The sequence below is a fragment of the Vibrio sp. CUB2 genome (assembly GCF_001557945.1).
GTDB lineage: Bacteria > Pseudomonadota > Gammaproteobacteria > Enterobacterales > Vibrionaceae > Vibrio > Vibrio owensii.
Map to the genome: position 1 here is coordinate 96,007 of NZ_LNRB01000012.1, position 18,801 is coordinate 114,807.

Here is an 18,801-nt window from a genome sequence, read left to right on the forward strand (position 1 = left end):
GAAACGCTAGATAAGAAAAAGGCTTGCCAATGTGGCAAGCCTTTCTGATTTTCTGCTATCGATTAACGATGCTTGTTACGTGCGCCTTGGTCACCGGCAGCCTTCTTCGGTTTACGACGAGAAGGGTTGTTGCTGCGACCTTTTGGTGTGTTAACACGCTCTTCGTGACGCTTAACTGCGCGACGAATTTTTTGGCTACGAGCACGTTCACGCTTACGTGATGTGTTGTCTTTGTTTAGATCAAGCATGGTTTCTTTCTCTGGACGAAGTTCTACAAGCTCACGCAGGTAGTTTACTTCTTTCAGGTCTAGTTCCATCCAACCGCCACGAGGCAGTTTCTTGTCTAGGAAGATATCACCGTAACGAACACGCTTTAGACGGCTAACCGTACATTCTTGAGATTCCCACAAACGACGAACCTCACGGTTACGACCTTCGTTAATCACTACGTAGAACGTGTGGTTCATACCTTCACCACCCGCATGTACTACGTCTTCAAAACGAGCCATACCATCTTCAAGTTCAACACCACTTACTAGGTTGCGAACTTTCTTTTCGTTCACTTCACCAAATACGCGTACTAGGTATTCACGCTCAACCTGGCGGCTTGGGTGCATTAGGCGGTTTGCCAACTCACCATCCGTTGTGAAAAGCAGTAGGCCAGATGTGTTCGCATCAAGACGACCAACTGAAATCCAACGAGAGCCACGAATTTTTGGCAGACGATCGAAAACAGTGCGACGACCTTCAGGGTCGTGACGAGTACATAGTTCACCTTCTGGCTTGTAGTAAGCCAATACACGACAGATCACTTCTTCTTGTGCCTTCGCAGACACAATGTGACCGTCGATACGAACTACGCTGTTCTCATCTTCTAGTCTTTCACCAAGTTTAGCTACGATTCCGTTCACGCTAACGCGACCAGATTTAATTAACGATTCAATCTCACGACGAGAACCGTGTCCAGCACGTGCTAATACTTTTTGTAACTTTTCGCTCATTTATCTACCTATGTGTCGTCTTCACAGACGTCGAGACCAGAATTGGTCTTCAATTGTGCAAGTTACCCAACCTATTGGGATTTTTTCGGTCGGACATTATACGAGATTCTCTGATTTAATGTAAGCAAAATCGTCGATATTGTCACTGCAGAATGTCCTTCGGAAACTCACACTAAACTCATCATCTTCTCCAACTTAGTACCAGACTCATTGGCATTAGAACCGCACTATTATGGGTCTGTGTCCACCTCTTAAAAAATCCCCTACCTGATAAAATTGTCAGGGCTATAAGAAAGATAACCCTACAGCTTGCTAGCTCCCTTAATCAGATGAAAAGGAATAATAAATGTCTCATACAAATCTTGACCTAAATTGGATATTTGGCACCTCAGAAGATGACAACATGACCGGCACAAAAGGCTCGGATACGACTGACATTTTTGTCGGCTTTGGCGGCGACGATAAGTTTGTTGGCTTTGGTGGAAACGACTATGTCTTCGGTGGTCGTGGTGACGATACCCTACTAGGTGGCAGAGGGAATGACCTACTCTCAGGCGGCTCAGGCGATGATTACTTGTCTGGCGGCTTAGGTAATGACCTGTTATTTGGTGGTTGTGGTGACGATACAATTTTCGACTACTCAGGCAACAACTTTATCAATGCCGGATGGGGTGACGACACCGTAGTTGTCGGCGATGGTCATTCTGTGATTGCGGGCGGTTGCGGCGATGACACGTTCGTGATGACGAACCGTCTTGCTGTTGGCGTTCCCGATCAGCCAGTTTCTTCAAATGACATCGAAGTGAAATCAGAAATTCTCGACTTCAACATTTGTCACGACAAGCTTGTCTTTGATATGGGTTTAGATACCAACAACGATGGTATTCGCGATACGTTCTTGGACTCGGCAGACGACTTAACACTGTCTTACAACGACTTTGGTTGGGCAGTCTACTCAAGTGACGAGTTTAATGTAGAAGTGACACTGAAAGGTATTGATGCAGGCTACATCAACTACATTGAGCACCACGGCATCGACATCTTCGATTTCGCGTAAATTGACACCATTCCATTGAATCAAAAATAAGCGGATTCAAAGTAAAAAGGGAGGCATTCACGCCTCCCTTTCTTGTTTTGTTAAGAGTAAAATCAGTTACTCAAATGGTGCCGGGTCGCCAGATCCAACACGAGCAACAACCGCTTCACCTTCACTGAAGTCAATAACCGTGGTTGGCTGCTCGCCTAGGTAACCACCATTAAGAATCACGTCTACTGCATGCTCTAGTTTGTCACGGATATCCTCTGGGTCTGATTCCGTCACATCACTGCCCGGTAGAATAAGCGACGTAGACATCATTGGCTCGCCAAGCGCTTCTAGTAAGTCCAGCGCAATGCGGTTATCAGGAACACGGATACCGATGGTCTTACGTTTTGCGTTCATCAAACGACGCGGCACTTCTTTCGTACCTTTGAAGATGAAGGTGTAAGGACCCGGAGTATTGTTTTTCAGTAGTCGGAATGCAGAGTTATCCACTCGTGCATACAGAGAAAGCTCCGACAAATCACGACACAACAAAGTAAAGTTGTGTTTATCATCCAGACGACGGATCTGACAGATTCGTTCCAACGCCTGTTTGTTCTCCAATTGACAGCCTAGTGCGTAACCTGAATCGGTTGGGTACACCACCACACCGCCGTTACGAATGATTGCTACGGCTTGATTGATCAAGCGAGCCTGTGGGTTTTCTGGATGAACGTAAAAAAACTGGCTCATTGTAATTCCTCATTATCGAACCTCTCGGCTCTATATTTTTATGGGTTCTCGACTTGGTCTTGTTGAGCATTATTCAACGAAGGATCAATACCCCAATCTTTCCAAACTGGTTCTACGCCCGCGGGTAACCAGAGGTTTCTTCCCAATTCCATCCACGGTGATGGATAGTGAAAGTCGCTGCCTTGAGAAGCTAATAGTTTGTATTGTATAGCATAATCCGCCAAGTTGCGTCTTTCTTGTTGCGCTTGTTGAGGTTGCGCAACTTCCATGGCATCCCCACCCGCTTCAACAAATGCCGCTAACAGGCGTTTTACCCACTTGGCAGTGAGCTGATAACGCCCCGGATGCGCCAGCACTGCTTGGCCACCAGCGGCATGAATAGCGTCTACCGCCTCTTTCATGGAACACCAATTCGGCGGTACATAACCAGGGTTAGAGCGCGTCAGGAATTTCTTAAACACCATCTGCATGTTTTTAGCGTAACCATTGTCCACCAACCACTTTGCGAAATGCGCGCGAGTAATTGGCGCATCTCCTGCAATTTGCTGAACTTCTTCTAGTACACCTTCACGGGTGGCTTTCTGCAAGCGCTCGGCGATCAATGCTGCGCGCTCAACACGATGCGATTTTTGCTGTTGAATTAACTCCGCCAGCGCAGGGCTGTTAGGGTCAATGTTCAAACCTACAATATGGATGTCTTTGTTCTGCCAAACGGTCGAAATCTCGATACCGTTGATGATTTTGATCGGGAGATTGTTCTCTTCAACGTATTGCTTGGCCGGAGCTAAGCCGTCAACCGTATCATGATCTGTGATCGCCAAAACCTCGATATCAAAACTCAGTGCCCTGTCCACTAAATCATGTGGTGCAAATCGACCATCTGAAGCGGTGGTGTGGCTGTGTAAATCAATTCTCATCTTTTTGTCGTTTTAATGCTGTTTTGGGGTTGACTTTTCATCTCTGCACTAGTTAACTAGTACACAAATACGAAGTACCTAATTAAGGCTCACCATGTTACAAGAATTTAACCAAAACCAGAAAGCGAAAGTTGCGGTTCGTCTGAATAAGATGAATTCTGCAGACCTTGCTTGGTGGCGCACTTGGACAAGTTCTTGGTGGGCAAACGTGTACTTCTAGTTTAGAGAATTAAATGTCACAAAGCCCGCTACCTCAGCGGGCTTTTTGTTTTGTCGTCCATCTCACATTCAACTGCTTAAACATTCATCGGATCTGACCAAAACTTGATTGGGTGAACGTTTGCTTTATGCGACTATGTACGGCAGGAAGATGTAAACAGCTATAAGGAGGTCTTGTGAACAAGGCCATTGAAATTAAGAAACTTGGACAGCTTGAAGTGCTAACGGCTTCCGTCCCTTATACTCAAGACCCGACTCGCTTGTTCCACACATTATGTGAGAACAAAACTGACAGCCTATTGCTGGAATCTGCTGAGATCGACTCAAAGCAAGATTTAAAATCCCTGCTAATTGTCGACTCTGCGGTGCGCATCGTTTGTTTCGGTCACACAGTTAGCATGCAGGCATTGACCAACAATGGTAAGAACCTGCTTTCTCATTTAAACCAAAACATTCGTGGTGAGGTTAAGAGTGAGTTCGTTGGCGAAACGCTGACTTTGGAATTCACCCAGCCATGCGACACACTAGATGAAGATTCTCGCCTACGTGAAGCCTCTTCATTTGATGCGCTGCGTTTGGTGCAACACAGCTTCGATATTTCAGAGCAAGATAAGCACGCGATTTTCCTTGGTGGTCTGTTTGCCTACGACTTGGTCGCTAACTTCGAACCTCTGGGCAATGCAGAAGCAACCAACCAATGTCCAGATTACGTTTTCTATGTAGCGGAAACGCTGTTGGTTGTGGATCATCAAACCGAATCTTGCCAACTGCAAGCGACTTTGTTTGTCGATGAATCAGAGAAAACAACGCTAGAAACTCGCATCGCAGAAATCAGCGCTCAATGCGCAGCGCCAAAACTGCTGCCAAGTGCAGAGCAAATCGCCGACATCACGGTTGAACCTAGTGTATCTGATTCCGACTTCTGCCAAATCGTTCGCGACTTAAAAGAGTTCGTAGTAAAAGGCGATGTGTTCCAAGTCGTGCCGTCTCGCCGATTTACACTCCCTTGCCCTTCTCCATTAGCAGCCTACAAAGAACTCAAACAAAGTAACCCGAGCCCTTACATGTTCTACATGCAAGACGAGCTGTTTACTTTGTTTGGCGCATCACCAGAAAGCGCGCTTAAGTACGAAACCGACACTAACCAAATTGAAATCTACCCAATCGCAGGCACTCGTCGCCGCGGTAAGCGCCCTAACGGCGAGATTGATTTCGACCTAGATAGCCGCATCGAACTTGAACTGCGTACCGACATGAAAGAAAACGCAGAACACATGATGTTGGTTGACTTGGCACGTAACGACGTCGCTCGTATTGCTCAAGCTGGCACTCGCCACGTAGCAGACCTACTAAAAGTCGACCGCTACAGCCACGTAATGCACTTGGTGTCTCGTGTGGTTGGTCAACTGCGTGAAGACCTAGACGCGCTGCACGCATACCAAGCTTGTATGAACATGGGCACGCTCACTGGTGCACCAAAGATTCGTGCAATGCAGTTGATTCGCGACGTAGAAGGCGCACGACGCGGTAGCTACGGCGGTGCTGTGGGCTACCTAACTGGTGAAGGCACACTCGACACATGTATCGTGATCCGCTCAGCTTACGTTGAGAACGGCATTGCTCAAGTTCAAGCCGGTGCAGGCGTGGTGTTCGACTCTGATCCACAAGCGGAAGCAGACGAAACGCGCGGCAAAGCACAAGCGGTAATCTCTGCTATCCAAGCAGCGCATAAGTCACAATAAGGAATAGGGTTCAGAGATGGCTAATATCATTTTTATCGACAACTTTGACTCGTTCACCTACAACCTTGTGGATCAGTTCCGCTCGCTAGGTCACTCAGTCAAGATTTACCGAAACAACATCCCAGCAGAAACCATCGAACAAGCGGTAAACGAGCTTGAAAACCCAGTGGTTCTGCTATCGCCAGGCCCTGGTGCTCCTTCAGAAGCAGGCTCAATGCCAGAACTGATCCAACGCATGAAAGGCAAAGTGCCGATGATCGGTATTTGTCTTGGTCACCAAGCGATTGTTGAAGCGTACGGCGGCACCGTTGCTGGCGCGGGCGAAATCATTCACGGAAAGGTCTCTATGATGGAGCACCAAGACCATGCGATTTACCAAAACCTACCATCACCACTTGCAATTGCACGTTACCACTCGCTGGTTGCGACCAAGGTTCCTGAGAGCCTAACCATCACAGCAGAAGTAGATGATTTGGTGATGTCTGTTGTACATGAAGAAGATAAAGTTTGCGGGTTCCAGTTCCACCCGGAATCTATTATGACGACCTACGGAGCAACACTGTTGGCCAATGCCATTGAATGGGCACTTGAAGAACAAACTTCAGCGAACCCACTCACTGCTTAAAAAGCACTGGCACATAAGAAATTTAGGAGAGGAAATATGGAAGCAATCATCAACCCTATTATTACCAAACTGTACGAGCAAGAATCGCTTACTCAGGAAGAGAGCCAACAGCTATTCGACATCATTATCCGTGGTGAACTAGACCCAATTTTGATGGCATCAGCACTGACTGCACTAAAAATCAAAGGTGAAACGCCAGATGAAATTGCGGGCGCGGCGAAAGCACTGCTGGCAAACGCAAACCCATTCCCTCGCCCAGATTACGATTTCGCAGATATCGTAGGTACGGGCGGTGACGGTCACAACACCATCAACATTTCAACCACTGCGGCGTTTGTTGCTGCAGCATGTGGTCTAAAAGTCGCGAAACACGGTAACCGCAGTGTTTCGAGCAAATCTGGTTCTTCTGACCTTCTTGATTCATTTGGTATCAACCTAGCTATGAGCGCAGAAGATACGCGCACAGCGGTAGACGATATCGGTGTTGCTTTTCTATTCGCACCTCAGTACCACGGTGGTGTGCGCCATGCGATGCCAGTGCGTCAAACCATGAAAACACGCACCATCTTTAACATTCTTGGTCCACTGATTAACCCTGCTCGTCCTAACATCGAATTGATGGGTGTTTACAGTGAAGAACTGGTTCGTCCTATTGCAGAAACCATGCTACAAATGGATATGAAGCGCGCAGCAGTAGTACACGGTAGTGGTTTGGATGAAGTGGCGATTCACGGTGAAACAACGGTTGCCGAGATCAAAGACGGTAAAATCACTGAGTACACGCTAACACCAGCAGACTTCGGTCTAGAAGCACACCCACTAGAAGCGATCAAAGGTGGCGATCCTGAAGAAAACAAAGCGATCATTACCAACATTCTGACGGGTAAAGGTACAGACGCGCAATTGGGCGCAGTGGCGGTGAACGTTGCTCTGCTAATGCGCCTATTCGGCCACGAAGATTTAAAAGCCAACACGCAACAAGCGATTGAGGCAATGAATTCAGGCAAGGCGTACCATTTGGTACAACAACTTGCCGCACACGCTTAAGGAATTGAAGAAGATGACTGACTTCAACACTCAGCAAGTTGACAACCTGTCTGAACACGTTTCAAAGAAAGAAGCAGAAATGGCAGAAGTACTGGCGAAAATTGTCCGCGACAAATATCAGTGGGTAGCAGACCGTAAGGTGTCTCAACCGCTAAGCACATTTCAGTCTGATTTGCTGCCATCGGACCGCAGCTTCTACGATGCTCTGAGTGGCGAAAAGACGGCATTCATCACCGAATGTAAGAAGGCATCTCCTTCTAAAGGTTTGATTCGTGATCATTTCGACTTGGATTACATTGCATCGGTTTACAACAACCATGCAGATGCAATTTCAGTCTTAACAGACGAGAAGTACTTCCAAGGTAACTTTGACTTTCTTCCTCAAGTACGTGGTCAAGTCAAACAGCCCGTTCTGTGCAAAGACTTCATGGTAGACACCTACCAAGTTTACCTGGCGCGTCATTACAGTGCTGATGCTGTCTTGCTAATGCTGTCTGTCCTCAATGACGAAGAATACAAAGCCCTAGAAGAAGCAGCACACAGCCTGAACATGGGTATCCTGACCGAAGTCAGCAACGAAGAAGAGCTTCACCGTGCCGTTGAGCTAGGCGCTCGCGTTATCGGCATCAATAACCGTAACCTTCGCGACCTAAGCACCGATTTGAATCGTACTAAAGAACTGGCACCGACAATTCGCGAATTAGCACCAAACGCTACCGTGATTTCAGAGTCTGGCATCTATACGCATCAACAAGTTCGTGATTTAGCGGAATACGCAGACGGCTTCTTGATTGGTAGTTCACTGATGGCGGAAGACAACCTAGAACTTGCTGTACGTAAAGTGACGTTAGGCGAAAACAAAGTGTGTGGCTTAACGCATCCAGATGACGCAGCAAAAGCATATCAAGCTGGCGCAGTATTTGGTGGCCTGATTTTCGTTGAGAAGTCGAAGCGCGCCGTTGATCTTGAAGGCGCTCGCTTAACCATGAGCGGTGCCCCACTGAACTACGTAGGCGTGTTCCAAAACCACGATATCGATTTTGTTGCTTCTGTCGTGACCTCTTTGGGTTTGAAAGCGGTGCAGTTGCACGGCCAAGAAGACCAAGCTTACGTTAACCAGCTAAAAGCAGAGTTGCCAGCATGTGTTGAAATCTGGAAAGCTTACGGTGTGACAGATGCCAAGCCAGAACTGCTTGCAGACAACATTGACCGCCATCTATTAGATGCGCAAGTAGGCACTCAAACTGGCGGTACCGGCCAAGTGTTCGACTGGTCACTGATCGGCGACCCAAGTCAAATTATGCTAGCGGGCGGACTATCGCCAGAAAATGTTCAACAAGCAGCGACACTAGGTTGCTTGGGATTAGATTTAAACTCTGGTGTAGAAAGCGCACCAGGCAAAAAAGATTCACAGAAGTTGCTCGCGGCCTTCACCGCCATTCGCAACTACTAAAGCTGGATATCAGCTAAAAAATTTAAAGCTATTCGTAGCGAAAAATACGAGAAGGAATATAACGATGGCAAAACTGAATGCCTACTTTGGCGAATACGGCGGTCAGTACGTTCCGCAAATTCTAGTTCCAGCATTGGAACAACTAGAGCAAGCGTTTATCGACGCGCAAGAAGATCCAGAATTCCGCAGCGAATTCATGACGCTTCTTCAAGAGTATGCGGGCCGTCCAACGGCTTTGACTCTAACTCGTAACCTAACCAAAGGTACGAAAACCAAACTGTACCTAAAACGTGAAGACCTACTTCACGGTGGCGCGCACAAGACCAACCAAGTGTTAGGTCAAGCACTGCTTGCGAAACGCATGGGTAAAAACGAAATCATCGCTGAAACTGGCGCAGGTCAACACGGTGTTGCAACCGCACTAGCATGTGCACTGCTTGGCCTTAAGTGTCGCGTTTACATGGGTGCAAAAGACGTTGAGCGTCAAAGCCCGAACGTATTCCGTATGAAACTCATGGGTGCAGAAGTTATTCCGGTCCACTCTGGTTCAGCAACACTTAAAGACGCATGTAACGAAGCACTGCGCGACTGGTCTGCAACTTATGAAGATGCGCACTACCTACTAGGTACAGCGGCAGGTCCTCACCCATTCCCAACCATCGTACGTGACTTCCAACGCATGATTGGTGAAGAAACGAAGAATCAGATTTTGGCTCGTGAAGGTCGTCTTCCTGATGCGGTTATCGCATGTGTGGGCGGTGGTTCAAACGCGATTGGTATGTTTGCTGACTTCATCGAAGGAGAAAGCGTTCGCCTAATTGGTGTTGAGCCAGCAGGTAAAGGCATCGATACTGACCAGCACGGTGCACCACTTAAACATGGTAAAACGGGCATCTTCTTCGGCATGAAAGCGCCATTGATGCAAGATCCAAACGGCCAAGTAGAAGAGTCTTACTCGGTGTCTGCTGGTCTTGATTTCCCTTCAGTTGGTCCACAACACGCACACCTAAACGCAATTGGCCGTGCTGAATACGACAACGTGACAGACGATGAAGCGCTAGAGGCGTTCCAAGAAATTGCGCGTCACGAAGGCATCATCCCAGCTCTAGAGTCCTCTCACGCTGTGGCACATGCACTGCGTATGGCTCGTGAGAATCCAGAAAAAGAACAATTATTAGTTGTGAACCTATCAGGTCGTGGTGATAAAGATATCTTCACTGTACATGCCATCCTAGAAGAAAAAGGAGCGATCTAATGAGCCGTTATGCAAAGATGTTTGAGCGCCTAAACGAGAAAAACCAAGGCGCGTTTGTACCGTTCGTAACGGTTTGCGATCCAAACGCAGAGCAGTCTTACAAGATCATGGAAACATTAGTTGAGTCAGGCGCTGATGCTCTAGAACTCGGTATTCCATTCTCAGATCCTCTTGCGGATGGCCCGACTATCCAAGGTGCGAACATTCGTGCTCTAGATTCAGGCGCAACACCGGATATCTGTTTCGAGCAGATTGGTAAGATCCGAGCGAAGTACCCAGAGCTACCTATTGGTCTTCTGATGTACGCGAACCTTGTATACTCACGTGGTATCGAGAACTTCTACGAGCGTTGTGCAAAAGCGGGCATCGATTCTGTTTTGATTGCAGACGTACCAACCAACGAGAGCTCAGAATTTGTTGCAGCAGCAGAGAAGTTTGGAATTCACCCAATCTTCATTGCCCCACCAACGGCAAGTGATGAAACGCTGAAGCAAGTGTCCGAACTCGGTGGCGGCTACACGTATTTACTTTCTCGTGCAGGTGTTACTGGCGCTGAGACCAAGGCAAACATGCCTGTTGACCACATGTTAGATAAACTGAATCAATTCAATGCACCACCAGCGCTGCTTGGTTTTGGTATTTCAGAGCCTGCACAAGTAAAACAAGCTCTAGAATCAGGTGCCGCTGGTGCGATTTCTGGTTCTGCCGTGGTAAAAATTATCGAAGCGAACGTCGAGCAACCACAAATCATGCTCGATAAGCTAGGTGAATTCGTTTCTGCAATGAAAGCTGCAACACAAAAATAACGTATCACTAATTTGACAAATATGAGATCGATTCCTTATCAACCATCAGGAATCGATCTTTTTTTTAACATTCCCGTCTAAAAACCTCCCTCTCTTACCATCTATTTTTCAAACGCCAGACAACCAAAATATCACCACAATCGATAGCAATCGTTTGCTATCGATTAAAAAACTATCAGCAATCAATGAATTTCCAATTAGACGGTAAGTATGTACAGAAATTGTATTGCTAATTGTGAATGATAAGTGTAAAAAGCAGGGCGAAACAATTATCCAAATAACAACTTTATATTGGTGGGTAATTTTAGGACTTTACACATTATTAGCACAGAGGTTATGGAAGTGTTAAAACAAAAGAGTTTGCTAAACAACATTGGCGTGCAAGTCGTCATTGCAATGATCGTGGGTACTGCCGTTGGTGCCTTCATGGGTCAAAGTGCGACAGTATTCGCGCCACTTGGTGCGATCTTTATCAACCTGATTAAAATGCTCGTGATCCCATTGGTTGCGGTAGCCCTTATCTCGGGCGCAGCAGGCCTTGGCAACAGCCAATCTGCAGGAAAAGTAGGCTTGGTAACCCTAGGTTACTTCGGCCTAACGTCTGCCCTAGCAGTAGCACTGGCGCTGTTCATGGGTGAAGTATTCAAACCAGGCATGGGCATCGACGTTTCTGGCGTTGAAGGTATGTTCTCGGCTGAATACGCTTCAAAAGGTGAGCTACCTACTTTCTGGGCGACCATCACTGGTATGATCCCAACCAACGTTTTCCAATCACTTAATGAAGCAAATATTCTTCAGATCCTAGTGTTCTGTATGTTCTTCGGTATTGCGATTTCAAAACAAGAAAAAGCGCGCCGCGAGCCAATCATCAATGGTGTTAACTGCATCGTTGACGCGATGGTTTGGATGATCAACAAAGTGATGATCATTGCTCCTATTGGCGTATTTGGTCTGATGGCTGAAGCGGTAGGTACGTTTGGTTTTGGTGCCCTAATGGTGGTATTCAAACTGTTCGTTGTGTACGTAGCTGCAATCCTTGTGTTCGGTTTCGTGGTTTACCCAGCGATGGTACACATCTTCACTAAGACATCTGCGAAGAAGTTTGTGTCAGCAATGAAGAAACCGCAAGCCGTTGCCCTGTCTACCGCGTCTTCAATGGCGACACTGCCAGTAACGATGGATACGTGTGAAAAAGAGCTTGGCGTTAAGAACTCGACTGCATCATTTGTTCTACCGCTTGGCGCAACCATCAACATGTCTGGTAACGCGATTTACTACGGTCTAGTAGCAATTTTCTTTGCTCAGCTGTTCAACATCGACCTAGGCATGGGCGCGTACATCGCGATCATCGTTACTTCTACACTAGGCGCTGTAGGTCAAGCAGGTGTTCCTGGCCCTTCATTCCTAGTAGTAGCAGTACTGCTTGCTGCTGGTATTCCAATCGAAGGCCTACCACTACTGTTCGCTCTTGACCGTATCTTCGATATGATTCGTACCGCACTAAACATCACCGGTGACGCAGCATGTGCAGTGATCGTCGATGCTCTAGTGGAAGAAGAAGCGCAACAAGCTGAGCTTCAAAAGCAAGAAGCTTAACCCTGAACGCATTTTAAACAAGCCGCTCAAAAGAGCGGTTTTTTTTCATCTCAAACCTGCCTTACGTAACCGTTTAAATAGAAACTAATGGCATATTTTTTCTCAAGTGATATAAGAGCGGCATAAATAAAAAAACCATAAACCTAGGCTAGGTTGACCCCATGAAATTAATGTTGTCTTTAGGCTCGCTGTCGGCTAACAGTTTGCCTATCGAAAAAAAACAGCAAGTGCTGATCGATCTTGTGATCCGCACTTATCAGTCACACGAACGAACGGAGCTTTTTAAGGCAATTACGGACTATCGTAAAAACCAACTGATCGCTCTCTTTCCTGAACATGCTAACAAAAGCTATTCCATTATCTTTGAGTTGATGGACTATCGTGACCTTATTGAACGATATCCTAGCACCCTGTCCGAAGAAGCTGCTTTGCTTGAAAAAGTCGTTGGTCAGTGCTTTATGCATTGGCTGGACTTCTGGTGTGAGTGCGAGATTGCCGCTATTAAAGCGAAGTTTCCGTTGAAGGAAAACGAATCACCAGCTCCACGGCTTCTCTTTGAAGACAGTGCTTACTATGGTGCTCTAGTTGAGCGAGTAGAAGACACTCAACTTATGGTACAAATCCCAAGCCACCCGCAGGCAATGCCACTCAGTGATGCAATCGCATTGAGTAATCTTGAGCTTTTTATACAAGGTGAAAAGTGGTACGAGATGCTGTCGCTATTGTCTTTGTCTCGAGTTGGTAAGCACTTCATCGTACTGAAACACCCAGATCAGGAGTCTTGCCCTACTCTGGTGGCTTCCGCGCTTATTCAGGATTGGTCTATTCGCGATACTTGGCTCAGCTACGCGCCACAGTTTAGTAACGAGCAGTGGAATTACTGCTTTCCTAGTTATGGCTACTCTGAATTTACGCGTTTACAGCTATTTACACCCTCAACACTGTTAAAATGTTACTCTCTCCCAGAATTTGATAACGAATTCAAGTTACAATTGTCTGATACACAAGCCGTTTGCGAAGTGTTGCGCCTGACCGTAAGTGGAAACGCTCAACAAAAACTCTACTTCCTCTACCTCGCTCAGAAAGAGTTGATGAGTGTATTGCATCAGACAGGTTACAAAATTGGCTTCACTATTATCGAGCAACCTTTCATGCTCAACTTTTATCGAGCTATCGACGCGAAGGCGTATTTCCATTTGGGATACTGCGACTTAAATGACGATGGCAAACAGACTTACCGTGGATTCTGGAATTTTGAAATAATGGTCAAAGCGTTCAGTAACATCGACTTTCGTGGTTATAAACGTGCTGTTCGAGCGAGCAGAAAACGCGGTTCGTTAGAAAGGGATGAGCATGTTTGATTTTAGCCTAGAGGCTATCGTCTACGCCAAAGCCATTACGCTTCTCGCGACCGTGGCTGTCGTCATGATGTGGCTCTTCTATTACTGCTATCGACTTAAGCAAAAAAATGAAGTGATCTTTGGTACTCACCACGCAGCTTATATTGCGTACTCGGTGTGTATCATTGCGTGGATCAGCAGCAATGCTTATTTCCATACCGATTTACTGCCCGAGCTCGGAGCTTCGGCTGGCATGTTCATGGCCAAGTTTGCCAACCTCGCTTCCTTCTTCGCATTTGCTTTTGCCTATTATTTCTCATGCCAGTTGGCGGCGGAGCAACGCAAAGGCAAAGTACACCGATGGCAGCAAGGCATCTTTGTTTCATTAACTGTGTACTCGCTGTTTATCAATTTGCGTCCCGGTTTGACCGTAGAGCACGTCGATATTGTCGGCCCAAGTCAATTCGTCATCGAGTTTGGCCCGCATACCTCTTATTTCTTTATCGGCCTCGTTAGCTTTGTTGTTCTGACTCTCGTCAATCTTGTCGCCATGCGTACGAACAGCAGTAAGCTGACTCTAGCCAAGACCAACTACATGATCGCCGGTATCTTAGTGTTCATGCTTTCGACGGCAGTTATTCATCTTGGTATGACATACTTTATGGGAGATTTCTCGTTGACTTGGTTACCACCAGCCTTGTCGATAAGTGAAATGCTCTTTGTTGGTTATGCACTGCTGACCTCCCGCTTCTACAGCGTAAAGTACATTGCTTACCTCGCTCTTAGCGCGCTGCTGGTCTGTGCTATTTTCGTTCTGCCTTTAGGCGCAATATTTATCCCACTTACGGACAGTAATCAGTGGCTTATCGCCACACCTATCTGCGCCCTTATTGGTATTACTTGGCACCTTTTGTATAAAAAGGTCAGCCGATATGCATCGTTCTTGATATATGGCGACAAGAAAACACCAGTACAACAAATCTTGTCACTTGAAGAGGATTTTAAGCTCTCTATTGATGATGCGATGCGTCGTCTGGGTAAGCTGCTGCAAATTCCCAATGACAAACTACGCCTCGTAACCAGTAACTACAACGAAACCTTTTACGAAGAGTACCTTTCATCAAACCGCTCGGTGTTGGTGTTTGATGAACTCTCTGAAGAGCTCGAATACAAGGTATCGGCAAAGCGCTCAATGAAGGCGCTGTATGACAAAATGAGCTCAAACAACACCGCTTTGGTTATGCCGCTGTATGGGCAAGGTAAATCGGTTACGCACTTATTGGTTTCTCCCCATAAAAGCAACAACCAAATGTTCTCGAACGAGGAAATCTCAGCAGTTCAAACCTTGCTTACTCGAGTACAAAGTACCATTGAAGCGGATCGCCGTATTCGACAAAGCCGTGCGCTAGCTAACTCTATTGCTCACGAAATGCGTAACCCTCTCGCTCAAGTTCAGTTGCAATTTGAAGCATTGAAACAGCATATTGAGAATCATGCGCCTGTTGAACAGATCAAACTGGATATTGAAAATGGCCAAGCCGCAATTCAGCGCGGTCGCCAACTCATCGATATCATTTTGCGAGAAGTGAGTGACAGCTCGCCAGAGCACGAACCTATCGCTATGACCTCGATTCACAAAGCCGTCGACCAAGCTGTCAGCCATTACGGTTTTGAAAATGAGAAAATCATCGAAAGGATTCGTCTGCCACAGCACACTGATTTTGTGGCAAAACTCAATGAGACCTTATTTAACTTTGTCATTTTCAATCTGATTCGTAACGCAATTTACTATTTTGACTCGTATCCAGACAGTCAAATTGAGATCAGTACTAAAACTGGCCCTTACGAGAATACGTTGATTTTCCGCGACACTGGCCCAGGTATCGATGAAACCATCTCTCACAAGATCTTTGACGACTTTTTCTCTTACCAAAAGAGCGGCGGCAGCGGCTTAGGTTTGGGCTACTGCCAGCGTGTAATGCGTTCTTTTGGCGGCAGAATTGAGTGTGAGTCTAAACTTGGCGAATTCACAGAATTTCATTTGTACTTCCCTGTTGTCCCGAATGCACCAAAAGCAGACACATTGCGCACGCCTTACTTCAACGATTGGAAGCAAAATAAACGAAGTAATGAACATAAAGTCGCGTCCAACGTACAAATGAATAACCAAGCACCAACAGTGCTCATCGTCGACGATAAAGAGGTGCAACGTGCGCTGGTTCAGATGTATTTGAACCAACTTGGCGTTAACAGCTTACAAGCAAACAACGGTGAAAATGCCGTCGAAGTGTTTAAGGCAAACCACGTAGATTTGATTCTGATGGATGTACAAATGCCTGTTATGAATGGATTTGATGCAAGCCAAAGAATTAAAGAGCTGTCTCCTCAAACCCCGATTATCGCTTTATCAGGGGAGTCTGGAGAACGCGAATTAGATATGATCAATAAGCTAATGGACGGTAGGCTTGAAAAGCCAACAACGTTAAACGCTTTGCGCCATGTTTTAGGAAACTGGTTGAACAAAGACACTGCATCGAGCTCTTTTGAAGCTGATAGAGAATAGTTGGCACATGATATGCATTGCTGAAGTACAGATCGAATTATCCATAGATTCAAGTCCTCTACAGGATGGAGGAGCAGCTTGATAAGGAGTGAACATGATGCTTCATAGACACACATATTACGGCTTGATCCATCACGGTATTAAAACACTTTTGCTCGATCGCGTGGGTCATTACACAGAAGAAGAATATCACCAGTATCTTAATCTAATGACCGGAAAGTCTACCTGCTTCACCATGTCACATGACGAGCTGGAAGCCACCGTTGACAACCTATTACGAGAGGGTTACCTCGAAGACGTCAAGACGTTGATCACACGCTACCAAAGCGTCGCGTAACCTCTAACCTCTCCCAAAAATTGCCGTCTTGATTACGGCAATTTTTGTTTCCACTACGCTATAAATGTTCACATTACCTCAGATTTCGCTAGACTGTCCTCAACTCAACAACTAGGTAGTGTTTGCCTCATGAAGCAAATCCTTGATTTTATCCCTCTCATCGTCTTCTTCGCCCTATACAAGATGTACGATATATACGTTGCAACTGGCGCCCTGATCGTTGCGACTGCTATTCAGATTGTATTGACGTTCGCGCTGTACAAAAAAGTCGAGAAAATGCAGCTGATCACCTTTGCTATGGTGGCCATCTTCGGCGGCATGACCATCTTCCTGCACGATGAAAACTTCATAAAATGGAAAGTGACCATCGTTTATGCAATCTTCGCGATTGGTTTAGCCGTAAGCCACGCAATGGGCAAATCGGCAATCAAAGGCATGCTCGGCAAAGAAATCACCTTACCCGATGCGATTTGGACCAAGATTAACTGGGCGTGGGTCGCCTTTTTCTCGTTCTGCGCTGGCTTGAATGTCTACGTTGCCTTCGAGCTTCCATTGGATGTTTGGGTGAACTTCAAAGTCTTTGGTTTGTTGATTGCGACGTTCGCTTACATGATTGCAACGGGCTTCTACATCTACAAACACATGCCAAAAGAACAGAAAGAGCAAAAAGAGAACTCATCCGATGTATCGCTTGATGATTAAAAACTCAGTTTTGCTATAATTCGTTCATATTGATAATTCACAGCGACCTTTTAGGTCGCTGTTTTGTTCTTGCTGTCTGAGCTTTTGGCGTTGCCTTATTGCAACCCTCTCAGACTGCGTTGCTAGATTTAATGGATGTCAAAATGAGTCAGGAAATTCAATCCCCTCGCGGCCAACTGCTGCTTCGCACCCTTGCTATGCCTGCCGACACTAACGCCAATGGCGATATTTTCGGTGGCTGGATCATGTCTCAGCTCGATTTAGCGGGCGGTATTCTTGCTAAAGAAATCTCTTCTGGTCGAATCGTAACGGTATCAGTATCAAGCATCACCTTTAAAAAACCCGTTCGAGTCGGCGACGTTGTATGTTGTTACGGCGAATGTACTAAAATAGGCCGCACTTCTATGAGCATTGATCTTGAAGTCTGGGTGAAGCCAATTAAAGAGCACGGTATCGAAGATCGTTTCATGGTTTGTGATGCCACGTTCAACTACGTTGCGATTGATAGCGAAGGCAAACCACGCCCAATTCAGAAGTAACGAATAACTCAATAAAACAGAAATGCTAGGAAGAGTCTCACAATTTTTCATGTTTACTTGTGAGTGGCACAAAAAAGGCGTTAAATTAAGGCTTTACCCTACCAATTAAGGAACTATGCTATGTGGTACGTCATCTTTTCTCAGGACGTCGAAAATTCGCTGGAAAAACGTCTAAGTGTTCGCCCTCAACACCTTGAGCGCTTGCAACAACTTCAAGACGAAGGCCGCTTACTAACAGCAGGTCCAATGCCAGCCATCGACTCTGATAATCCGGGTGAAGCGGGCTTTACTGGCTCTACTGTCATAGCAGATTTTTCTTCTTTGGAAGAAGCCCAAGCCTGGGCAGATGCCGATCCATACATAGCGGCGGGTGTTTACGAAAATGTCATCGTAAAACCGTTCAAGAAAGTGTTTTAAGTTATGAAAAAATTACTGTGTCTCTTCCTCGCATTTGGTGCGTTAGCTGGCTGTTCATCAAATGATGATAAACAGCGCCAACTTGAGCTAATGGCTTCAAACCGTGCGGGTGTACTTTCAGCGGGCTTACCGCTTGAATACGGTCCACTTAAGATTTTACGTATCTCATCCAACAAAAATGTGGTTGAGATGATGATGATCTACAACGACGATGCGCTGGGTGCTAAGCCATTAAACCAAGTGGTAAATACCAGTATTTACACTTACTGCAATACACCAGCAGTGCGCGAACAGATTGATATGGGCTTGATGTACCGTATTAAGATCCGCAACTCACGTGGCCAGCTAATGGCGGATGAGTTGGTATCTGAACAAACTTGTACTGCGACTCAGCAGCCACAGTAATGCGCTTATTCGTTCACTAGAATGAGTAAAAAATCAGATAGGAAGAAAGCGAGGCTCAATGTC

The 18,801-nt window shown here is 46.2% G+C and carries 19 protein-coding genes and 1 other annotated feature; of the genes, 16 read left to right on the forward strand and 3 right to left on the reverse strand.

Features of this window, described 5'->3' with window-relative positions:
* Nucleotides 1-62: 62 nt before the first annotated feature.
* Nucleotides 63-1,001: a 23S rRNA pseudouridine(2605) synthase RluB gene (gene rluB, locus ATB78_RS18965; protein WP_005434955.1), complete on the reverse strand. Its 939-nt coding sequence runs from the start codon at nt 999-1,001 to the stop codon at nt 63-65.
* Between the two features lie 346 nt (nt 1,002-1,347).
* Here rluB and ATB78_RS18970 point away from each other — a divergent pair, with 346 nt between their 5' ends.
* Nucleotides 1,348-2,058 carry a calcium-binding protein gene (locus ATB78_RS18970; RefSeq protein ID WP_009706913.1) on the forward strand — a complete coding sequence of 237 codons (711 nt, stop codon included), beginning with the start codon at nt 1,348-1,350 and terminating at the stop codon, nt 2,056-2,058.
* Nucleotides 2,059-2,154: 96 nt separating this feature from the next.
* Here ATB78_RS18970 and ATB78_RS18975 read toward each other — a convergent pair whose 3' ends face one another.
* Nucleotides 2,155-2,775, reverse strand: coding sequence for an L-threonylcarbamoyladenylate synthase (locus ATB78_RS18975; RefSeq protein WP_061009875.1), 621 nt, complete (start codon nt 2,773-2,775; stop codon nt 2,155-2,157).
* A gap of 38 nt (nt 2,776-2,813) precedes the next feature.
* Complete coding sequence (locus ATB78_RS18980) at nt 2,814-3,692, reverse strand: PHP domain-containing protein (RefSeq protein ID WP_010649472.1); 879 nt, start codon at nt 3,690-3,692, stop codon at nt 2,814-2,816.
* Between the two features lie 94 nt (nt 3,693-3,786).
* Between ATB78_RS18980 and ATB78_RS18985 the strand changes: the two genes are divergently transcribed.
* The 15 genes from ATB78_RS18985 (at nt 3,787) to ATB78_RS19055 (ending at nt 18,738) form a co-directional block, all read left to right on the forward strand.
* Complete coding sequence (locus ATB78_RS18985) at nt 3,787-3,912, forward strand: tryptophan operon leader peptide (protein ID WP_005431202.1); 126 nt, start codon at nt 3,787-3,789, stop codon at nt 3,910-3,912.
* Nucleotides 3,859-3,962, forward strand: a sequence feature (Trp leader region). Its footprint overlaps the gene before it by 54 nt.
* A gap of 125 nt (nt 3,963-4,087) precedes the next feature.
* A complete protein-coding gene (locus ATB78_RS18990) occupies nt 4,088-5,653 on the forward strand; it encodes an anthranilate synthase component 1 (RefSeq protein ID WP_061009877.1) in 1,566 nt (521 codons plus the stop codon).
* Nucleotides 5,654-5,669: 16 nt separating this feature from the next.
* On the forward strand, nt 5,670-6,278 hold the full coding sequence (locus ATB78_RS18995; protein WP_038889962.1) for an aminodeoxychorismate/anthranilate synthase component II: 609 nt from the start codon (nt 5,670-5,672) through the stop codon (nt 6,276-6,278).
* Between the two features lie 36 nt (nt 6,279-6,314).
* Nucleotides 6,315-7,325, forward strand: a complete 1,011-nt coding sequence (gene trpD, locus ATB78_RS19000) for an anthranilate phosphoribosyltransferase (protein ID WP_061009879.1) — start codon at nt 6,315-6,317, stop codon at nt 7,323-7,325.
* A 13-nt stretch (nt 7,326-7,338) separates the two neighbouring features.
* Nucleotides 7,339-8,778, forward strand: a complete 1,440-nt coding sequence (gene trpCF / locus ATB78_RS19005) for a bifunctional indole-3-glycerol-phosphate synthase TrpC/phosphoribosylanthranilate isomerase TrpF (RefSeq protein WP_061009881.1) — start codon at nt 7,339-7,341, stop codon at nt 8,776-8,778.
* A 64-nt stretch (nt 8,779-8,842) separates the two neighbouring features.
* Nucleotides 8,843-10,033, forward strand: coding sequence for a tryptophan synthase subunit beta (gene trpB / locus ATB78_RS19010; RefSeq protein WP_061009883.1), 1,191 nt, complete (start codon nt 8,843-8,845; stop codon nt 10,031-10,033).
* A complete protein-coding gene (gene trpA, locus ATB78_RS19015; RefSeq protein ID WP_038889959.1) occupies nt 10,033-10,839 on the forward strand; it encodes a tryptophan synthase subunit alpha in 807 nt (268 codons plus the stop codon). The genes trpB and trpA overlap by 1 nt, the downstream gene beginning before the upstream one ends.
* A 336-nt stretch (nt 10,840-11,175) precedes the next feature.
* On the forward strand, nt 11,176-12,435 hold the full coding sequence (locus ATB78_RS19020) for a dicarboxylate/amino acid:cation symporter (protein ID WP_005431192.1): 1,260 nt from the start codon (nt 11,176-11,178) through the stop codon (nt 12,433-12,435).
* A gap of 161 nt (nt 12,436-12,596) precedes the next feature.
* Nucleotides 12,597-13,796 (forward strand): acyl-homoserine-lactone synthase LuxM, encoded by a 1,200-nt coding sequence (luxM, locus tag ATB78_RS19025; RefSeq protein ID WP_061009884.1) that lies wholly within the window; start codon nt 12,597-12,599, stop codon nt 13,794-13,796.
* Nucleotides 13,789-16,338, forward strand: coding sequence for a hybrid sensor histidine kinase/response regulator (locus tag ATB78_RS19030; protein ID WP_061009886.1), 2,550 nt, complete (start codon nt 13,789-13,791; stop codon nt 16,336-16,338). The genes luxM and ATB78_RS19030 overlap by 8 nt, the downstream gene beginning before the upstream one ends.
* Before the next feature lie 94 nt (nt 16,339-16,432).
* A complete protein-coding gene (locus ATB78_RS19035) occupies nt 16,433-16,675 on the forward strand; it encodes a hypothetical protein (RefSeq protein WP_045369252.1) in 243 nt (80 codons plus the stop codon).
* 129 nt (nt 16,676-16,804) lie between these two features.
* On the forward strand, nt 16,805-17,377 hold the full coding sequence (locus ATB78_RS19040) for a septation protein A (protein WP_038889956.1): 573 nt from the start codon (nt 16,805-16,807) through the stop codon (nt 17,375-17,377).
* Nucleotides 17,378-17,520: 143 nt separating this feature from the next.
* Nucleotides 17,521-17,916 (forward strand): acyl-CoA thioester hydrolase YciA, encoded by a 396-nt coding sequence (yciA, locus tag ATB78_RS19045; RefSeq protein WP_010649449.1) that lies wholly within the window; start codon nt 17,521-17,523, stop codon nt 17,914-17,916.
* Between the two features lie 120 nt (nt 17,917-18,036).
* A complete protein-coding gene (locus ATB78_RS19050; protein ID WP_010649447.1) occupies nt 18,037-18,333 on the forward strand; it encodes a YciI family protein in 297 nt (98 codons plus the stop codon).
* 3 nt (nt 18,334-18,336) lie between these two features.
* Nucleotides 18,337-18,738 (forward strand): GspS/AspS pilotin family protein, encoded by a 402-nt coding sequence (locus ATB78_RS19055; RefSeq protein ID WP_038889955.1) that lies wholly within the window; start codon nt 18,337-18,339, stop codon nt 18,736-18,738.
* The last annotated feature ends 63 nt before the right edge of the window (nt 18,739-18,801 follow it).